The 17,824-nt window shown below is 68.5% G+C and carries 18 protein-coding genes; 12 read left to right on the forward strand and 6 right to left on the reverse strand.

Annotated elements, in window-relative coordinates:
- Positions 1–26: 26 nt before the first annotated feature.
- The 6 genes from A5771_RS07020 to A5771_RS07045 all read left to right on the forward strand — a co-directional run bounded on the left by A5771_RS07020 (position 27) and on the right by A5771_RS07045 (position 6,370).
- Entirely contained in the window at positions 27–707 is a 681-nt protein-coding gene (locus A5771_RS07020) for a potassium channel family protein (protein WP_064854488.1), read from the forward strand.
- A 26-nt stretch (positions 708–733) separates the two neighbouring features.
- The gene (locus tag A5771_RS07025) at positions 734–1,645 is read left to right on the forward strand and encodes an SAM-dependent methyltransferase (protein WP_064854489.1); all 912 of its coding nucleotides are present in this window, start codon (positions 734–736) and stop codon (positions 1,643–1,645) included.
- Positions 1,646–2,155: 510 nt separating this feature from the next.
- A complete protein-coding gene (locus A5771_RS07030) occupies positions 2,156–3,427 on the forward strand; it encodes a PPE family protein (protein WP_064854490.1) in 1,272 nt (423 codons plus the stop codon).
- A 68-nt stretch (positions 3,428–3,495) separates the two neighbouring features.
- Positions 3,496–4,800 (forward strand): PPE family protein, encoded by a 1,305-nt coding sequence (locus tag A5771_RS07035; RefSeq protein ID WP_064854491.1) that lies wholly within the window; start codon positions 3,496–3,498, stop codon positions 4,798–4,800.
- Positions 4,801–4,848: 48 nt separating this feature from the next.
- Complete coding sequence (locus tag A5771_RS07040) at positions 4,849–6,036, forward strand: sodium-dependent bicarbonate transport family permease (RefSeq protein WP_064854492.1); 1,188 nt, start codon at positions 4,849–4,851, stop codon at positions 6,034–6,036.
- Positions 6,037–6,055: 19 nt separating this feature from the next.
- A complete protein-coding gene (locus A5771_RS07045; RefSeq protein WP_064854511.1) occupies positions 6,056–6,370 on the forward strand; it encodes a DUF732 domain-containing protein in 315 nt (104 codons plus the stop codon).
- An 81-nt stretch (positions 6,371–6,451) separates the two neighbouring features.
- On the opposite strand, the gene A5771_RS07050 is transcribed toward A5771_RS07045, so the two are convergent.
- Together A5771_RS07050 and A5771_RS07055 are read right to left on the reverse strand one after the other, a co-directional pair.
- Positions 6,452–6,847, reverse strand: coding sequence for a heme-binding protein (locus A5771_RS07050; RefSeq protein ID WP_064854493.1), 396 nt, complete (start codon positions 6,845–6,847; stop codon positions 6,452–6,454).
- Positions 6,848–7,064: 217 nt separating this feature from the next.
- A complete protein-coding gene (locus tag A5771_RS07055; RefSeq protein WP_207545400.1) occupies positions 7,065–7,808 on the reverse strand; it encodes an MBL fold metallo-hydrolase in 744 nt (247 codons plus the stop codon).
- A 55-nt stretch (positions 7,809–7,863) separates the two neighbouring features.
- Between A5771_RS07055 and fgd the strand changes: the two genes are divergently transcribed.
- Positions 7,864–8,874: a glucose-6-phosphate dehydrogenase (coenzyme-F420) gene (gene fgd, locus A5771_RS07060; protein ID WP_064854495.1), complete on the forward strand. Its 1,011-nt coding sequence runs from the start codon at positions 7,864–7,866 to the stop codon at positions 8,872–8,874.
- A gap of 121 nt (positions 8,875–8,995) precedes the next feature.
- Here the strand turns inward: fgd and A5771_RS07065 are convergent, their stop codons facing one another.
- Genes A5771_RS07065 through glnX form a run of 3 tightly spaced genes read right to left on the reverse strand, consistent with a single transcriptional unit; the run spans position 8,996 to position 13,523 of the window.
- Positions 8,996–11,287 (reverse strand): serine/threonine-protein kinase PknG, encoded by a 2,292-nt coding sequence (locus tag A5771_RS07065; RefSeq protein WP_428844390.1) that lies wholly within the window; start codon positions 11,285–11,287, stop codon positions 8,996–8,998.
- Entirely contained in the window at positions 11,230–12,207 is a 978-nt protein-coding gene (locus A5771_RS07070; RefSeq protein ID WP_064854496.1) for a glutamate ABC transporter substrate-binding protein, read from the reverse strand. Before A5771_RS07070 ends, A5771_RS07065 begins: the two co-directional genes overlap by 58 nt.
- The gene (glnX, locus tag A5771_RS07075; protein WP_064854497.1) at positions 12,204–13,523 is read right to left on the reverse strand and encodes a protein kinase G-activating protein GlnX; all 1,320 of its coding nucleotides are present in this window, start codon (positions 13,521–13,523) and stop codon (positions 12,204–12,206) included. Before glnX ends, A5771_RS07070 begins: the two co-directional genes overlap by 4 nt.
- Before the next feature lie 157 nt (positions 13,524–13,680).
- Here glnX and A5771_RS07080 point away from each other — a divergent pair, with 157 nt between their 5' ends.
- Complete coding sequence (locus A5771_RS07080) at positions 13,681–14,154, forward strand: NUDIX hydrolase (RefSeq protein ID WP_064854498.1); 474 nt, start codon at positions 13,681–13,683, stop codon at positions 14,152–14,154.
- Here the strand turns inward: A5771_RS07080 and thiE are convergent.
- Complete coding sequence (thiE, locus tag A5771_RS07085; protein WP_064854499.1) at positions 14,151–14,828, reverse strand: thiamine phosphate synthase; 678 nt, start codon at positions 14,826–14,828, stop codon at positions 14,151–14,153. The genes A5771_RS07080 and thiE overlap by 4 nt on opposite strands.
- A 57-nt stretch (positions 14,829–14,885) precedes the next feature.
- Here thiE and thiO point away from each other — a divergent pair, with 57 nt between their 5' ends.
- The 4 genes from thiO to A5771_RS07105 are packed head-to-tail and all read left to right on the forward strand — an operon-like array spanning position 14,886 to position 17,618.
- The gene (gene thiO, locus A5771_RS07090) at positions 14,886–15,896 is read left to right on the forward strand and encodes a glycine oxidase ThiO (protein WP_064854500.1); all 1,011 of its coding nucleotides are present in this window, start codon (positions 14,886–14,888) and stop codon (positions 15,894–15,896) included.
- Positions 15,893–16,090: a sulfur carrier protein ThiS gene (gene thiS / locus A5771_RS07095; RefSeq protein WP_064854501.1), complete on the forward strand. Its 198-nt coding sequence runs from the start codon at positions 15,893–15,895 to the stop codon at positions 16,088–16,090. Before thiO ends, thiS begins: the two co-directional genes overlap by 4 nt.
- On the forward strand, positions 16,083–16,844 hold the full coding sequence (locus A5771_RS07100) for a thiazole synthase (RefSeq protein ID WP_082947095.1): 762 nt from the start codon (positions 16,083–16,085) through the stop codon (positions 16,842–16,844). The genes thiS and A5771_RS07100 overlap by 8 nt, the downstream gene beginning before the upstream one ends.
- 9 nt (positions 16,845–16,853) lie before the next feature.
- Positions 16,854–17,618 (forward strand): SGNH/GDSL hydrolase family protein, encoded by a 765-nt coding sequence (locus A5771_RS07105; protein WP_064854502.1) that lies wholly within the window; start codon positions 16,854–16,856, stop codon positions 17,616–17,618.
- Positions 17,619–17,824 lie beyond the last annotated feature (206 nt).

Genomic DNA, 17,824 nt, shown 5'->3' on the forward strand with positions numbered 1-17,824 from the left:
GCGGTGCGCGGAGGAGGGGAGCGATCATGCGCGTCGGGATCGCCGGTGCAGGCGCGGTGGGGCGATCTGTCGCACGAGAACTGATCGGCGACGGCCACCGGGTGCTGCTCATCGAGCGCAATCCGGCACACTACGAACCGCACTCCGTGCCCGAAGCCGATTGGCTGCTGGCCGACGCCTGCGAGCTGTCCGCGCTGCAGGAATGCGGCATCGAGATCTGCGACGTGGTGATCGCCGCCACCGGTGACGACAAGGCCAACCTGGCCATCGCGCTGCTGACCAAGGCCGAGTTCGGGGTCGCCCGGGTGGTGGCCCGGATCAACAACGCCCGCAACGATCGGTTGTTTACCGCGGAATGGGGTATCGACGTGGCGGTTTCCACACCGCGGGCGATGGTCGCCGCGGTGGAGGGGGCCATCGACGTCGGCCACCTGGTGTCGTTGATGGGGCTGCGCAGCGGTCAGGCCAGCGTGATGAAACTGACACTGCCCGAGGACAACACGCTGATCGACCAACAGATCTGCGACGTCGCGCTGCCCGAGGGAGCCGCGCTCATCGCGGTGCTGCGCGGCGACGCGGTCATCCTGCCGCGGGCGGCCGACGCGCTGCGGGCCGGCGACGAGATGCTGTTCGCGGTGGCCAGCGGGATCGACGCCCAGGTTCAGGCGGTCGTGCACGGGGTGCCGGCCGGCAGAGAGATGCGTTGACCGTCGTGCCGCCCCGGTGGACACCCATGAGCACGCCGCCGGCCGCCGATGACGCCGGAAGCCTGGCCACCGGCGCCGGGGTCATCGCGACGGTGCTGGCCGCGGCGCGGGCCGCGGCAACGTCACGCGGTCTGATCAACGACCCGTTCGCCGCGCCGCTGGTGCACAAGGTTGGGCTGGACTTCTGCATCCGGGTGGCCGATGGCGATCTGGACATCAGCCGGCTCGGCAAGGACGGCGGGTTCCCGCGGCTGGCGGAGTTCTCCGCGGCCCGCACCACGTTCTTCGACGCATTCTTCACCGATGCGGCGCGCGGCGGGATCCGTCAGGCGGTAATTCTGGGCTCGGGACTGGACACCCGCGCCTACCGGTTGTGGTGGCCGGGCGAGACCGTCGTCTACGAGGTGGACCATCCGCCGGTGGTCGACTTCAAAGCCAGCACCATGCGGGCCTGGGGCAGCACTCCGAGTGTCAACCGCCGTGCGGTCGGGGTCGACCTGCGCGGCGACTGGCCGGCGGCGCTGCGGCGAGTCGGTTTCGACGCCACCGCGCCCACCGCCTGGGTCATCGAAGGTCTACTGGTCTGGTATGTGCCGTCGGATGCACAGAACCGCCTGCTCGACGGTGTGAGCGCGCTCAGCGCCGCGGGCAGCCGGCTCGCCGCCGACCACGCGGTGCCGCGCAGCCGGCCGCAAGCGGTGCACCACGAGTCCCTCGTCGAACGCTGGCGCCGCCGCGGCTTGAGCCTGACCGGGCTGGGACCGTTCTATTCCGGAGAGCACACCGATGTGGTGCGGCACCTGACCGAAAGCGGCTGGATGACAGTGGATTCCGGGATCGCCGAGCTGTTCGCCGCCGCCCGGCTGCCCCGGTTGACCGAGCGCGAGCTGGACGGCGCCCCGGCCGCAATCCGCTATGTCGCCGCTACCCGGAGCTAGCCGTCAGCATTGTTTCTCACTTCGGGAAGCATTGCGGGACCATTTATCTCGTACAACGTCATATCAAGTGCGACTGTCATCACTGACCGGAACGATTGCCTGACGCCGCAGTGAACTTATACAGCCTGTGACCGTAAAAGGAACGGTAACCGGGTAGCATTGCCGGTCAACATGTTTGAGGGCGGCCTACTGTCGAATAGCGCATCCTCGGAGAGCGTCGCCCTGCGGAACATCTCCGCCATTCAATTAGTCCAAGAGGGACTTTCGGTAATTATTTCGCAGCTCGTACACAGTGAATCCCCGGCAAGTGGTCCTAGTTTGAGGTTCGTCAACGGGCGGCCAGCGCGACGATGCGTGAATGACCGGTATTTCCAGGAGGTTACGTGGTTCTCACACGCTGCATCACGCGGGTACAGCCCCGCGCCGGCCATATCGAAGCGCTCGATGACCGCAGCGCAGCGCATCGGGTGACTCGCATCTCCTGAGACGGCTGTAAAGGGCTGGGTGAAAATGGATTTCGGGGCGTTACCGCCGGAGGTGAATTCCGGCCGGATGTACTTGGGGGCCGGCCCGGGCCCGTTGCTGTCCGCGGCATCCGCTTGGGGCGAGCTGGCTGCGGAGTTGCACTCGGCGGCCGCGGGCTACGGTGCGGTCATATCGGACCTGTCCGCCGATTGGCATGGGTCGTCCGCCAACGCCATGTCGTTGGCGGCTGCGCCATATGCCGAGTGGATGAGCGGACTTGCGGCCCAGGCCGAAGAGGCGGGAGTGCAGGCGACCGCGGCCGCCGCCGCCTACGAGGCGGCGTTCGCAGCCACCGTTCCGCCACCGGTGATCGCTGCGAACCGCAGCCTGCTGATGACGTTGATCGCGACGAACATTCTGGGGCTCAACGCTCCGGCGATCGCGGCCACTGAGGCGCACTACGCCGAGATGTGGGCCCAGGATGCCGGAACCATGTATGGCTACGCCGGTGCCTCGGCGTCAGCCGCCCAACTGGCGCCGTTCGCCGAGCCGCCGCCGACCACCGACCCGGCTGGCGTTGCCGAGCAGGAGGCCGCGACCGCGAAGGCCACCAGTAGTCCGGCAAGCTCTGTTGCGCAGCAGGTTTCGCAGGCGATGGCAACGTTGCCGGATCCGCTGCAATCGCTGTCAGGGAGTCCCGCCGTGGCGGGATCGGCGTTGCCGGGCGGCCTCGGCACCGATCTGGCCAACTGGAACACGATCATGTCAACGCTGAGCGGGGCGTACAGCCCGATGTTGGGATGGACATCTCTGCCCGGCGGTCCGTTGCTGTCGTTCGGACAGATATTCAGCTGGCCGATCAATGCCATGGGCGCCACCTCATACCTGGCCGGCCCGAAAGCTATCACCGGCGCGTTGACGCCGCTGTCGTCGCTGGCGAGCCAGACCATTCCGGCGGCCGGACTCGGCGGGGGCCCGGTGACGGGCACGCTCGGCCGGGCGGCGCTGGTCGGACAGTTGTCGGTGCCGACGGCGTGGGCCACGTCCGCACCGGCGATCCAACCCCTTGTCTTGTCGCTGCCGACAAGCGCGGCCGCTCCGGCGGCCGCGTTGGCCGGTGAAGACGCGCTGTTCAGTGAGATGGCCCTCTCCAGCCTGGCCGGACGCGCCATGGGCGCCACGACCGGCCGCACCGTCGGCGCGACGATGACAGGTACTGCCGGCTGCGGAGTGGGCGCCGATGTGCTCGGCGCCATTGCAGAGGCAGACCCGGCGGCCGCCACGATCGTTGTGATTCCGGAGCTCGGCGATGACTGACGTTTCGAAGCCGGCTTGTGGCCCCGCGCCCGCAAGCTGGGCTGCGCTACGGGAGGGGGGATAGGCGAATGTACTTCTCTCTGTTACCCCCGGAGACCAACTCGGGAAACCTCTACACCGGTCCGGGGTCCGGTTCGTTGCTGTCGGCGGCGGCGGCATGGGACCGTCTGGCCGATGAAATGCATTCCGCAGCAGCGGATTACAACACGGTGGTGATGGGATTGACCGCTGAGTCATGGGCCGGCCCTTCGGCCGAGTCGATGGCGGCCGCGGCCGGACCCTATGCGGCTTGGATGTCGGCCACCGCGGCGCTGGCCGCCGAGGCAGGCGCGCAGGCGCAGGCCGCCGCAGCCGCCTACGAAGCGGCCTATGAAGCCGTCGTACCACCGGAAGCGGTGGCGGCCAACCGTACCCAGTTGACGTCGTTACTCGCGACGAACGTGGTCGGCCAGAACACCGCAGCGATCGCAGCTGCCGAAGCCCAGTACCTGGAAATGTGGGCGCAGGATGCCGAAGTCATGCACGGTTACGCGGTGGCGTCGGCAGCCGCCACCAAGATCAACGCTTTCACCCAACCGCCGCAGACCACCAACGCGAACGCGCCGGCCGCTGCGTCAACCGCTGCCGTGTCATCGGCTTCGAACCCGATACTGCAGGCAGGCGCCGATATGGCGACCCGGTACACCGCGTTTTTCAACAACATGCTGAACACCCTGACCGGCTCGCCAGAAGCCGGTTCGACGTTTGCGGCGATGTATTCAGCTCTCAAGGTCCCCCTCAGCTTCACCACTCAGTTCAACGACGCCTCCATGCTCACCAACTTCCCGATCCAGAACTTTCTGAAGTTCGCGCCCGCTCTCGGACGTACTCTCGTTGAGATCCCGGGTACACGCATGGGTGCTGGACTCGCGCTGCCGTCGTCCGGTGGGCCGGTGTCCAGCGTGTCGGCAGGGATGGGCGAGGCCAATTTGGTGGGGCCGCTGTCCGTCCCACCCGCCTGGGCCGGCCAAAGCCCGGCGATCAGGTTGGCGGCCAGCGCGCTGCCGACGGCCGGAACGCCCGCCGCCATTCCCGGGAGCCTGCTGAGTCAGATGGCACTGGGCGGCATGACCGGTGGCGCTGTCGGCAGTGCGGCACCCCGGGTCGCCGCCGCAGGGCGGACCAGCGTGATCACCGGCCGGAGCGCCAAGACGCCCGCCAAGCTCGACCAAGTCCTCGCCAAGCTACGCCATCAACCCGATTCGGTGCAGCACTGGAATACCGACCAAGCCGGATTGGAGGACTTGCTCGACGAGCTGTCGAGGAAGCCGGGAATCCACGCTGTGCATCTCAAGGGCAGGAAAACGAAGGCGCCCAAGACATCCGGGGCCTGACGCCCCGCATCCCATCGTGACTGCATCGGAATCGGAGAGATCATGCAAATGCTTTTGGAGTTCTGGCATAACTTCAGCCACAACCTATTCAAGCCGCTGCTGCTGTTCTTCTACCTGGGCTTCCTCATGCCGATTCTGAAGGTGCCGTTCGAATTTCCACCGGCGATCTACCACGGCCTCACCATGTACCTGCTGCTGGCAATCGGCTGGCACGGCGGCGAAGAGCTCGCGGGAATCAGCATGTCCAGCATCGGAGGGGTGCTCGGTTTCATGGCGACCGGGTTCCTCTTGAACTTTGTCATCGGCGCGTTGGCCTACTTCATCTTGAAGCACACCACGAGAATGCGAGAAGTGGACCGGGCTACGGTCGCCGGCTATTACGGCTCGGACTCGGCGGGCACGTTTGCCACCTGCGTGGGCGTGCTGGCCACCGCCGACATTGTCTTCGACTCCTATATGCCGGTCATGCTGGCAATCATGGAGATTCCCGGCTGCCTGGTCGCGCTGCTCCTGGTGGCTCGGCTGCGGCGCAGAGGAATGGATTCCACCGGTCTGCTGCCCGGTGAGATCGGCTACATCGGGTCGGGCGCAAGCGTGGTTCGGGTTGCTCAGGGGAGCAGTACGGAGACCGTCTCTTTGGTTGCACTCGAAGATTTCCCGGAAGATCTCGAGGCGGAATCCGGGAAGGCTGCCGCGCTTGACGCGGAGCCCTCCTTCATCTCCGGCGCGATCCTTCGCGAGGTCTTTCTCAATCCCGGCCTATGCCTGCTCATGGGCGGTATAGCGATCGGATTCATCAGCGGACTGCAGGGACAGAAGGTCACTGCAGTCGACGATCCGGTCTTCCTGACCGCGTTCCAGGGGGCCCTATGTCTGTTCTTGCTGGAAATGGGGATGACTGCGTCCCGAAAGCTGAGGGATCTGAGAGCGGCGGGCCGAGGCTTCATCCTGTTCGGCCTGCTCGCGCCGAACCTTTTCGCAACGATCGGCATCATGGTGGCGCACTTGTATTCTCAGCTCACGGGGTTCCCATTGGAGACCGGGACCTACGTGCTCTTCGCGGTACTCTGCGGCGCCGCGTCGTATATCGCCGTTCCAGCGATCCAGCGGTTGGCCATTCCCGAGGCCAGTCCCAGCCTGCCGTTGGCCGCCTCGCTGGGCCTGACCTTCTCCTACAACGTGACGATCGGAATACCGCTCTATATCGAACTGGCGCACATACTGGCTCGGATGTGAGTACCAGCTGGTGATGAGCGTGAAAGAGATCGTTGCGATAGCGGGCCTGGCACTCGCGATCGCCGGGGCCACTCCCGCTCAGGCGGACCCCGACGGCGCGGACGATGACCCTGCCTTCATCGCATCCCTGAAGCAGTCGGGGATGACGTTTGCCAGCGAAGGGCAAGCGATCGCGGCCGCCCGGGCGGTCTGCGGGTTGATCAGCAACGGCGAATCCGGGCTGCAGGTCGTCCGAGAAGTCCAGAGCGATAACGCCGCGCTCACGCTGGACGGCGCTGCGCAATTCGCCGCCATCGCCGCCAACGCCTATTGCCCTGGGCAACTGAAGAATTGATCGGGCCATTGCGGCCACTCCTACTGCCCGCAGCAGTGGGTGGGGAGGTTCGCGCGGGCAGTAGGAGCTGTCCCAGAGGCGCTATCCCGCCATGAATTCTGCGTAGGCAGAAGCCAATTCGGGCGGCAGCACCGTCATCTGGCACTGCTGCTGCTTCTCACCGATCGGCGCGAGGATGCCACGCAACTCGTAGTACTCCTGCGGGTTAGCGGTGAAATAGCTGCGCACCTCGGCTGCGGCCTGCGGCCGTGGTGAGCTGATAGCCCGGTTCATCACGGCGTTTGCGCCGGGGTGTGCGCTCAGATACTGCCGAGCCGAACCGGTAACCGAGTCGACGGTGCTGGTCACCGACGCCTGGCTGCAGTCGGGGGCCGCCACTGCCGACGGCGCGGCGATCAGGGTGGCAGCAGTGGCGCCCAACAGTCCGGCGCCGAGGCCGAATCGCCGAATCATGGTGACGCCGAGGGTCTTCGACATGGATGTTTCCTTCCGGGTGGTGAATGCAATTCCCGTCCGGAGCCCAAGGTACGCGCGGCCGAGGTGGGCGACATGTGTCCCTGAGCACAGCCGATTGTGCACTGGGGTAACAAATCGATCACTCGCCGGTCAATCCGGGGCAGGTGTGCCGCAAATGCGGATCCGATTGGTAAGGCTGCTCTTAAACTCCGTGATCAGCACTTATCGGATCGTGACCTTAAGGTTTGCCCGCACGCACGATTGCGGCTTCCGCAGCCTCCCGAATCGGGCCCCGCCACACGTCGCCATGGCCGGGCGCGAGGACGTCGGTCTCCAGCAGCGCTAGCGCCGACAGGCTGCGGATGCAGTCCTCCTGGCTGTGGCTGAACAGTGCCGGCAGCAGCTGCGGGCCGACGTGTGACAGCACCGGGTGGCCGGTGATCAGGGCGTCGCCGCTGGCCAATATCCCGTCCACCAGATACGAGCAATGGCCGCGGGTGTGCCCCGGCGTCGGAATGGCCACCGGCTGGCCGGGCAGCCCGGCGGCGATGTCGCCGGTCAACGGCTGGGCCGACGGGATGCCCTCGCGGTTCAGGCCGCCGTTGCGCAGGACGTGCACGCTCCACCGGGCCCAGCTGGGCCGCCACAGCTGCGGAGCCACTGCCAGCGGCGAGGCCTGCTCCAGATACTCCCGTTTGGCGTGGCCCACCTCGTCGGCGTGGCAGTAGACCGGTGTTTTATACGTCTTGGCGAGCCAGATCGCCGCACCGAAGTGGTCGACGTGGGCGTGGGTGAGCAGCACCGCGCGCACATCGCCGGCGTCGTATCCCAGGGCGCCCAGCGACGCCAGCACGTCGGTGCGGTCTCCGGGGTAGCCGGCGTCGATCAGCAGCACGCCGGTGTCATCGGTGACCAGCAGCCAGTTGACCGCCTCACCGCGGGCCAGGTGGACCCGCTCGGTCACCGGAACGACCTCGACCAGCCTTTCACCCATGCCCGTGAGTCTAGGAAGAGCGCGGGAGGGTAGAAAAGGTGGAATGGCGGAACTCAAACTCGGATACAAGGCGTCGGCGGAGCAGTTCGGGCCGCGGGAACTGGTGGAGCTCGGTGTGGCCGCCGAGGCACACGGCATGGACAGCGCCACCGTCAGTGACCACTTTCAGCCCTGGCGCCACGAAGGCGGGCATGCCCCGTTCTCGCTGGCCTGGATGACCGCGGTCGGGGAGCGCACCGAGAAGATCCTGCTGGGTACCTCGGTGCTGACCCCGACGTTCCGGTACAACCCGGCCGTCATCGCGCAGGCCTTTGCCACCATGAGCTGCCTGTACCCGCAGCGGGTCTTTCTGGGCGTGGGCACCGGGGAGGCGCTGAACGAGATCGCCACCGGGTTCACCGGCCAGTGGCCCGAGTTCAAGGAGCGGTTCGCCCGGCTGCGCGAGTCGGTGCGGCTGATGCGCGAGCTGTGGCGCGGAGATCGGGTGGATTTCGACGGCGACTACTACCGGCTCAAGGGCGCCTCGATCTACGACGTGCCCGAGGGCGGCGTCCCGGTCTACATCGCGGCCGGCGGGCCGGCGGTGGCGAAGTACGCCGGGCGGGCCGGTGACGGTTTCATCTGCACCTCCGGCAAGGGCGAAGAGCTCTACACCGAGAAGCTGATGCCCGCGGTGCTGGCCGGCGCCGAGGCCGCCGAGCGGGACGCCGACGGCATCGACAAGATGATCGAGATCAAGATCTCCTACGATCCCGATCCGGAGCTGGCGCTGAACAACACCCGGTTCTGGGCGCCGCTGAGCCTGACCGCCGAGCAGAAGCACTCCATCGAGGACCCGATCGAGATGGAGAAAGCCGCCGATGCGCTGCCGATCGAGCAGATCGCCAAGCGCTGGATCGTCGCCTCGGATCCTGACGAGGCGGTGGAACAGGTCGGCCAGTACGTGCAGTGGGGACTGAACCACCTGGTGTTCCACGCGCCCGGCCACGACCAGCGGCGTTTCCTGGAGCTGTTCAAGACCGACCTGGAGCCGCGGCTGCGCCGGCTGGGCTGAGCCCCGGCGGCTTCATGCCGGATGTGCGGAGTCGTACGCGACACGCCGCCCTTGCCGTACCGAACCGCACACTCGACGGTCGGGCGGCCGGGGGGAGCGCCCGACGGAAGGGCGGCGGATGTCAGAAGGTGCTCATCGGCCGCACCGCGTTGGCCATGTCGACCAGCGCGTAGCGGTGCGCCTGGGTCGGCGCCAGCCGGGCCAGCGCCCGCAGCGCCATCTCGACGCCGAGCCGCAGCCCGTGTTCGGTGAAGGGAAACCCCAGGATGTGGTTCGTGCTGGCCTCGTGCTCGGCCAGCCAATCCATCGCCGCGCCAAGCACCAGCGCCCGGATCTGCAAGACCCGCGGTTCGGTGTCCGGCAGCGCCTCCACCCGGCGCGCGGCGTCGCGAATCTGGGCCTCGGTGATCTCCTTCGTCGACCGACCGGACAGCAACGTCACCGCGCTGGTCAGTCGCGCGGTAGTGAAATGTCTTGAGGTGGCAGGGACTTCGTCAAGAGTGCGCACCGCTGCGGTGCGTTCGCCCCTGACCGACAGGGCGCGCGCCAGACCGAAGGCGGCCGAGATCACGCTGTCATCGGTGCGCCACACGGTTTCGTAGAAGGCGCCTTCCTCTTCGGTGCCGGCCAGCTCGGCGGTGGCGGCCAGCGCCATCTTGGGTGCCAGTTCACCCGGGAACATGTCGAGCACCTCGGTGAAATCCTTGCGCGCCGCCTCGTAGTCGCCGGTGAGCAACTCGGCCACGCCCCGAAACCAGACCAGCCGCCAGCGCCACCCGACCTGCTCGGCGAGCTCGTCGAGCTTGGCCATCGCCTTGGTGACGTTGCCCAGGTCCAGTAGCGCGCGCACCTCCATCAACGGCAGCCCAAGGGACTCTGCCAGTTCGATGCCTTCGGATTCCGGCGCACTGTTGCGCACGGCGCGAAGCGAATCCAGCGTCTGCACCGGTTCGCTGAGCTCCATCGACGTCAACAGCGGGGCGGCCACGTCACCGGGGTCGATCAGCGGCACCTGCAGGGCGGTGACGATCTCGCGGGCGGTCAGGTCATGCGAGTGCACGTGCCCGTCGAGGTAGACATCGGTGTGGGCGACCAGCAGGTGCTGGCCGAAGGTGGACCGCGACCGGGTGAACACCGTCGATAGCCCCGGCCGCGGTATCCCGGTGTCCTTGGCGACCACCTCGCGCAGCACTCCGGTCAGCTGTGCGGACATCTCCTCGGCGGAGGTGAACCGGCGGCGCGGATCCGGGTCGATGGCACGGCGCAGCAACCGGCGGTAGGAGTCGTACTTCTTCAGCACCGGGTCGTCGTCGGGCAGACCGTCGACGTAGCGGCCCTCCCGGGTGCGCAGTTTCAGCGTCAGCGCGGCCAGGGTGCGGCCCACCGTGTAGATGTCGGTGGCCACGGTCGGTCCGGTTCGGACGATGTCGGGCGCCTGGTAACCCGGTGTGCCGTAGAGGTAGCCGAACGAGTTGATGCGCGACACCGCCCCGAGGTCGATCAGCTTCAGCTGCTCCTCGGTCAGCACGATGTTCTCCGGCTTGAGGTCGTTGTAGACCAGGCCCAAGGAGTGCAGGTATCCCAGCGCGGGCAGGATCTCCAGCATGTAGGCGATAGCCTGTGCCACCGGCAGCCGGCTCCCGCGGCCCTGCTTGAGCGACTGCCCGCCGACATACTCCATCACGATGTAGCCGACCGGATCCCCGTGGGAATCCGGGTGCTGGACGAAGTTGAAGATCTTCACGATCGACGGGTGGGTCACCTCGGCGAGGAACTGGCGCTCGGCCATCGCGATGGCCTGCGCCTCGGCGTCACCGGAATGCACCAGGCCCTTGAGAACCACCGGACGCTCATTGACGTTGTGGTCGACCGCCAAGTAGACCCAGCCCAGGCCACCGTGTGCCAGACAGCCCTTGATCTCGTATTGACCGGCCACCAAATCTCCGGGTTTAAGTTGCGGCAGAAAAGAATACGGGCTTCCGCAGTGCGGGCACCAGCCTTCCGAGGCGCCCTTGGTCTCACCGGTCGACCGGCCCACCGGTTGACCGCAGTTCCAGCAGAAGCGCTTGGATTCGGCGACGACCGGGTCGGCCATCAGGGCCTCGAGCGGGTTGATCTCGGGAACCCGGGGGATCTCCACCAGCCCGCCGCCCAGGCGCCGCCGCGGAGCAAGAGTGCGCACCAGCGCCGCGCCATCGGGTTCGTCGTGGCCCGATGCTGCGGGGTTCGTACCCTCGCGGGGGCGAAAGATCGCCTGGGTCGACATCGGCCGTCGCACCGACGACGATTCGGCCAGCACGTCCGCGCGCTCGGTGGCCGGGCCGTCGTCGTCGAACTCGGAATCGTCGCCGGCCATCAGCCCGAATACCTCGGCGTAGGGGGCGCCGGGGCCGGGCCCAGCACCGTCAACCACTTGCGGTACAAGGTGTTCCAGGTCCCGTCGCGGCGAATGCGCTCCAAGGTGCCGTTGACGAAGCGGACCAGGCCGGTGTTGTCCAGATTGATCCCGATGCCGTAGGGCTCCTCGTCCATGCTGGGCCCGACGATGTGCAGGTACGGATCCTGGGCCATCAACCCGGCCAGGATCGAGTCGTCGGTGCTGACCGCGTCGACCTGGCGCTGCTGCATGGCCACCAGGCAGTCGGCCCAGTTCACCACCGAGACGATGATCGGCGCCGGGGAGATGTCCCGGATGCGGCGCAGTGAGGTGGTGCCCTGCGCGACGCAGACCCGCTTGCCCGACAGATCGCCGGCCCGGCGGATCGAGGAGTCGCGCGGCACCAGCAGACGCTGATTGGCGACCAGATACACCGTCGAGAAGTTCACCAGCTTTCGCCGTCCGCAGGTGATGCTCATCGTCTTCACCACGATATCCACTTCGGATTTCTGCAGCGCCGCAATGCGTTCGGCCGACGCCAGAATCCGGTACTCGACCTGCGACGGGGTGCCGAAGATGTCACGGGCCACCTCGCCGGCGATGTCGACGTCGAAACCGGTGATCTCACCGGTGATCGGATCCCGGAAGCTGAACAGGTTGCTGCCGATGTCCAGCCCGACGATGAGCCGGCCCCGGTGGCGGATCTTGGCCACCGCCTCGTCGGCCTCGGCCTTGCTGCGGAACGGTCGCAGGCTGGCGGTGGCATCACAGTTCTCGGCGCCCGCCTCCGGCGGTCGCGGCGCCTCGGGCGTGAGCTCTTGCATTCCGGCCGGTGTCGGCGGGGGCAGCGTGGGCACCGCGGTGGGCACCACGAACTCGGAGTGGCCGCACCCGGTCAACCCCGACAGCACCAGCACCGCGCTGAGTGCGCCCACGAACAGTCGGCGATTCATCATTTGTACTCGTTCAGTCGTGGCCACAAGCCGAGCGCGACCGCGATCGCAGCCCCCATGGACAGCACCGCACCCCCGACGGGGGCCACCGACAGTACTCGCCGGGCGTTGAGCACGTCGCTGCGCAGTTGATTGCGGCTGTGCTGCAGCGCCTTGTCCAAGGCGGCGTCGAGCTGGTCGAACGCCGGAGTGGAGTCCTCGCCGCTGCCGCCCAGGGCCACCATGGTGGCGGCTCGGTAGTTGCCGACGGAGATATAGGAGTTCATCCGGTCGTTGGCCTGCCGCCACCGGGTCAACAGCTGCCCGGCGTTGGCCAGGTCGGCCTTGTCGACGGCGTCGCCGCGCTCCAGGTAGCCCTGCAGCTGCGCCTGCATGGCGTCGATGCGCTGGTAGAAGGTCTGCTTGCGGGCCTCCTCGTCCCCGCGCCGGATCAGCGACAAGGTCTCGTCGGCACGCGCCTGCTGCGCGGTGATCGCCAGGTTCGTGATCGCCTTCAACGATTCGGCGGCGGTGTCCTTGGCGGTGCGGCTGCCCGCGGTGGAGATCACCAGCACGGTGCCGACCCAGATCACCATCAGCAGGATCGCCAAACCACCGGCGACCAGCCCGGGATTGATCCGGCGCCGGGTGTGCCGGGCCAGCCAGCGATGCGCGAACGCACCGAACAGCACCGTGGTCGCCACCACCAGGATCACCGGGGCCGGCACCCGGGTGGACGCCGTGGTCTGGACGTCCACCGTCGCCGAGGTGGCCTGGTAGAGCCGCTGGGCGTCGGGCAGGATCGTGTGCTGCATCAGCTCGGAGGCTTCCGACAGGTACGACGAACCCACCGGATCACCCGATCGATTGTTGGTCCGGGCGGTCTCGATCAGGCCGGTGTAGACGGCCAGTTCGGCGTTGATCCGCCCCAACAGCCCCAGCAGCGGCTCGTCGTTCAGGCCGCCGGAGGCCCGGGTCACCGCCACCGCGGCGGCGGTGATGGCCTGCTCGTAGCGTTCCCGCACCGCTCGCGGCTCGCCCTGGGCGATGAAGGCGGTGGCCGCCGCGGCGTCGGCGACCGACAACGTTGTGTAGAGCTGCCCGGCGGCGTAGGCCAGCGGCTCGGTGTGGTCGAGCACGGTGGTCAGGGTGTTCTGCCGGTCGTTGATCGTGGTGGCGGTGGCAAACGCGCTGAGGCCGCCCAGTGCGGCCAGGATGAGGCCGATGGCCAGGATGCGACCGGGGGTGGTGGTGAAAAACCACCAGCGGGGTCGGGCCGATTCGGTCGGCGACCGTAACCCCGCCGGCTCGGTTGACGGATGCGCCAACTCAACGGTCACGTGCGTTCAGACTCCATCCCTGTTCGCGTCACCAACGAGCATAAAGGGATTCTAAGAGCGCAGGTATCGTCCGCGCCGACCTGCGGGGGGTTGTTGCCGAAATAGTCGCGCGATCTCACCACAACCGAGACATACCGCTGCCGATACGCTTCGGAGCGTGCGTGGTGACGGCGATGGCTGGGCGTTTTCCGACACCGGCGACCGCTTCTGGGGCCGGCACGGCGCGGCGGGTCTGTTGCTGCGGGCGCCCCGGCCCGACGGCATGCGCACCGTGTTGCTGCAGCACCGCGCGTGGTGGAGTCATCAGGGTGGTACCTGGGCGCTGCCCGGCGGTGCCCGCGACTCTCACGAGAGCGCCGAGCAGGCCGCGATCCGCGAGGCGCAGGAGGAGGCCGGCCTGCCCGCCGACCGCATCGTGGTGCGCGCGGCCCTGGTCACGGCCTCGGCCAGCGGCACCACGTGGACCTACACCACCGTGGTCGCCGACGCCGACGAGCTGCTGCCGGTGGTGCCCAACCGGGAGAGCACCGAGCTGCGCTGGGTGCCCGAGCAGGACGTGTCCGCGCTGCCGTTGCACCCTGGTTTCGCTGCCAGCTGGGACGCGCTGCGCGGGTTCGAATTACCCAGCTAAGCCCCGGTAAGCGCGGCGAGCAGTTCCGCTGCCGCCGCCTGTGGATCCTGCGCGGCGGTGATCGCCCGCACCACCGCCACCCGGCCGGCGCCGGCACCCAGTACCTGCGGCAGCCGCTCGGCATCGATCCCGCCGATGGCGAACCATGGCTTGTCGGGGCGCTGGTCCGCGGCGAATTGCAGCAGCTCTAGTCCCGGGGCTTCCCGGCCGGGCTTGGTGGGGGTGGGCCAGCACGGCCCGACGCAGAAGTAGTCGACCGGCTCGCTCAGCGCCGCGGTGACCTGCTGGCCGTCGTGGGTGGACCGGCCGATCAGCACGTCGGGGCCGACGATCTCACGCGCGATCGGCAGCGGCAGGTCGTCCTGGCCCAGGTGCAGCACGTCGGCGCCGGCGGCACGGGCGATGTCGGCGCGGTCGTTGACCGCCAGCAGAGCTCCGTGCCGGCGGACGGCGGCGGCCAGGATCTCCAGCGCCGCCAACTCGTCGCGGGCCTCCAGCGGACCGAACTGCTGCTCGCCGGGCGAACCCTTGTCGCGCAGCTGGAGGACGTCCACCCCGCCGGCCAGCGCGGCCTCGGCGAATTCGGCCAGGTCTCCTTTTTCCCGGCGGGCGTCGGTGCACAGGTAGAGCCGGGCATCGACGAGGCGGGTCAGACGGTCTGAGCGTTCGTGCATCCCCCGACGCTAGCGGCTAACTTGGTGAGTTGAGACCGAGGCCGAAGGGAGCAGCACATGCCCGGACCCTCGCTCGGTTCGCTGGCCGTGGTCGGCGGCGGTGTCGTCGGCCTGTCGGTGGCCATGCAGGCCGCCCGGGCCGGGTGGTCGGTGCGGGTGCATCGCACCGCTGAACCCGGCGCATCCTGGGTGGCCGGCGGAATGCTGGCCCCGCACAGCGAGGGCTGGCCCGGTGAGGAGCAGCAGCTGCGGTTGGGCCTGCGCTCGCTGGAGTTGTGGCACGACTTCCTTGTTCGGCTGCCGGCCGAGGTCGTCACCGCCCGCGAATCGCTGGTGGTGGCCGCCGACCGCGCCGACGTCGCCGACCTGCGCACCGTCGCCGACTGGCTGACCGCACAGGGTCACCCGGTGATCTGGGAATCGGCCGCGCGCGAGGTCGAACCGCTGCTGGCCGCCGGGATCCGGCACGGTTTCCGGGCCCCCACCGAGCTGGCGGTCGACAATCGCGCGGTGGTCACCGCTTTGATCACCGCCTGCGAGGAACTCGAGGTGGCGTGGGCGGGGCCCGTGCATGATCTCGCCGAGGTGGCCGCCGATGCGGTGGTGATCGCCAACGGCATCGACGCGCCGGCGCTGTGGCCCGGCTTGGCGATCCGGCCGGTCAAGGGCGAGGTGCTGCGGCTGCGGTGGCGCAAAGGCTGTTTGCCGGTGCCGCAGCGGGTGATCCGGGCCCGGGTGCACGGCCGGCAGGTCTATCTGGTGCCGCGCCCCGACGGCGTGGTGGTGGGGGCCACCCAGTACGAGCACGGCCGCGACACCGCCCCGGTGGTCTCCGGGGTGCGCGACCTGCTGGACGACGCCTGCGCCCTGGTGCCGGCGCTGGGGGAGTACGAGCTGGCCGAATGCGGGGCCGGTCTGCGGCCGATGACACCGGATAACCTGCCGCTGGTAAGCCGGCTCGACGAGCGGACGGTCGTCGCCGCCGGCCACGGCCGTAATGGTTTTCTGTTGGCCCCATGGACCGCCGAACAGGTTGTGTCCGAACTACTTCCGGTTGGAGTGCAATGATCATCAACGTCAACGAGAAACAGGTCGAAGTCGCCGAAGCGACGACGGTTGCGGCGCTACTGGTGTCGATGGGCTACCCGGACCGCGGTATCGCGGTGGCGGTGGATCAGGCGGTGCTGCCCAGATCTCGGTGGGCCACTACGCTTTCCGATGGCGCCCAGCTCGAGGTGGTGACGGCGGTGCAGGGTGGTTGATGACGCGAAGTTGACCATCGCCGGTCGCGAATTCGGTTCCCGGCTCATCATGGGAACCGGTGGCGCGCAGAGCCTGGCCGTGCTCGAAGAGGCACTGGTGGCCTCCGGCACCGAGCTGACCACGGTCGCGATGCGCCGGGTCGACGCCGAGGGCGGGACCGGCATGCTGGATCTGCTGAGCCGGCTGGGCATCACCCCGCTGCCCAACACCGCGGGTTGCCGCAGCGCCGCCGAGGCGGTGCTGACCGCGCAGTTGGCGCGCGAGGCGCTGGGCACCGAATGGGTCAAGTTGGAGGTGATCGGCGATGAGCGCACCCTGCTGCCCGACGCCGTCGAATTGGTCCGCGCCGCAGAACAACTGGTCGACGACGGGTTCGTGGTGCTGCCCTATACCAACGACGACCCGGTGCTGGCCCGCCGGCTGGAGGACACCGGCTGCGCTGCCGTGATGCCGCTGGGTTCGCCGATCGGCACCGGACTGGGCATCGCCAACCCGCACAGCATCGAGATGATCGTGGCCGGCGCCGGGGTTCCGGTGGTGCTGGACGCCGGGATCGGCACCGCCAGCGATGCCGCGCTGGCCATGGAGCTGGGCTGTGATGCGGTGCTTTTGGCCACCGCGGTCACCCGGGCGTCCGACCCGCCCGCGATGGCGGCGGCGATGGCCGGCGCCGTCACCGCCGGCTACCTTGCGCGCCGAGCCGGGCGGATCCCGAAGCGCTTCTGGGCGCAGGCGTCGTCGCCGGCGCTGTGATCGGTCGCGATGAAACGCTATGTCGCCCTGGGCAGTTCGATGGCGGCCGGACCTGGGATCCGGCCCACTGTCGCCGGCGCGCCCCGGCCGGCGGGCCGCTCCACCCGCAACTACCCCCACCTGGTTGCACACGCGCTTGACCTCGATCTCGTCGACGTCACGTTCTCCGGCGCGACGACAGCGCACCTGCTGACCGAACGCCAGCACGATGCACCGCCTCAGGTCGAGGCGCTCGACGGCTCGGAAACCCTGGTGACGATCACGATCGGCGGCAACGACGTCGGCTACGTGCCACTGCTGATGGCCGCGGCGCTGCTGCCCCGGCCCGCCCGGCTGCTGCCGCCGGTCGGTGCCCTCTTCGACCGTCGCCGACGCCAGCAGGCACTCGACGAGGTCGAAGCCGCGCTTCAGGCGGTCGGCGCCGCAGTACGACACCGGGCGCCGGGTGCGCGGGTGCTCTTCGTCGACTACCTGACCCTGCTGCCGCCGGCCGGATCGCGCGCGGGCCGGCTACCCGAGCCTGTCGTCGAGCTGGCCCGCCACATCGCCGACGAGCTGGAGCGGCATACCGCCACCGCCGCGGCCGCCACCGGCGTTGAGATCGTGCGCGCCGGACGGGCCAGCCGCGACCACCATCCGTGGTCAGCGCAGCCGTGGACGGTGGGCGCGGGCCTGCCGTTGCCGTGGCGGCCGTGGCCGTTTCACCCCAACGCCGCCGGCATGGCCGCGGTAGCGCAACTGGTAACGGCGCAACTGGGCGAGTTCGCAGATTAAGAGGTGACGCCGGGCGCGCCCGGTTTCCCGGCCGGGCCGGTGCTGCCGTGAACGGTGCCGGGTCCGCCCTTGCCGGCCGGGCCGCCGAGCCCGCCGACGGCGCCGTCGCTACCGGCGCCGCCGTTGCCGCCGTTGCCGCCGGCACCGCCGTCACCCCCGAAGCCTGCGCCGCCACCGCCGCGCCGCCGTTGCCGCCGTTACCGCCG

Origin of the sequence: Mycolicibacter sinensis (assembly GCF_001667375.1) — a bacterium.
Lineage (GTDB): Bacteria > Actinomycetota > Actinomycetes > Mycobacteriales > Mycobacteriaceae > Mycobacterium > Mycobacterium sinense_A.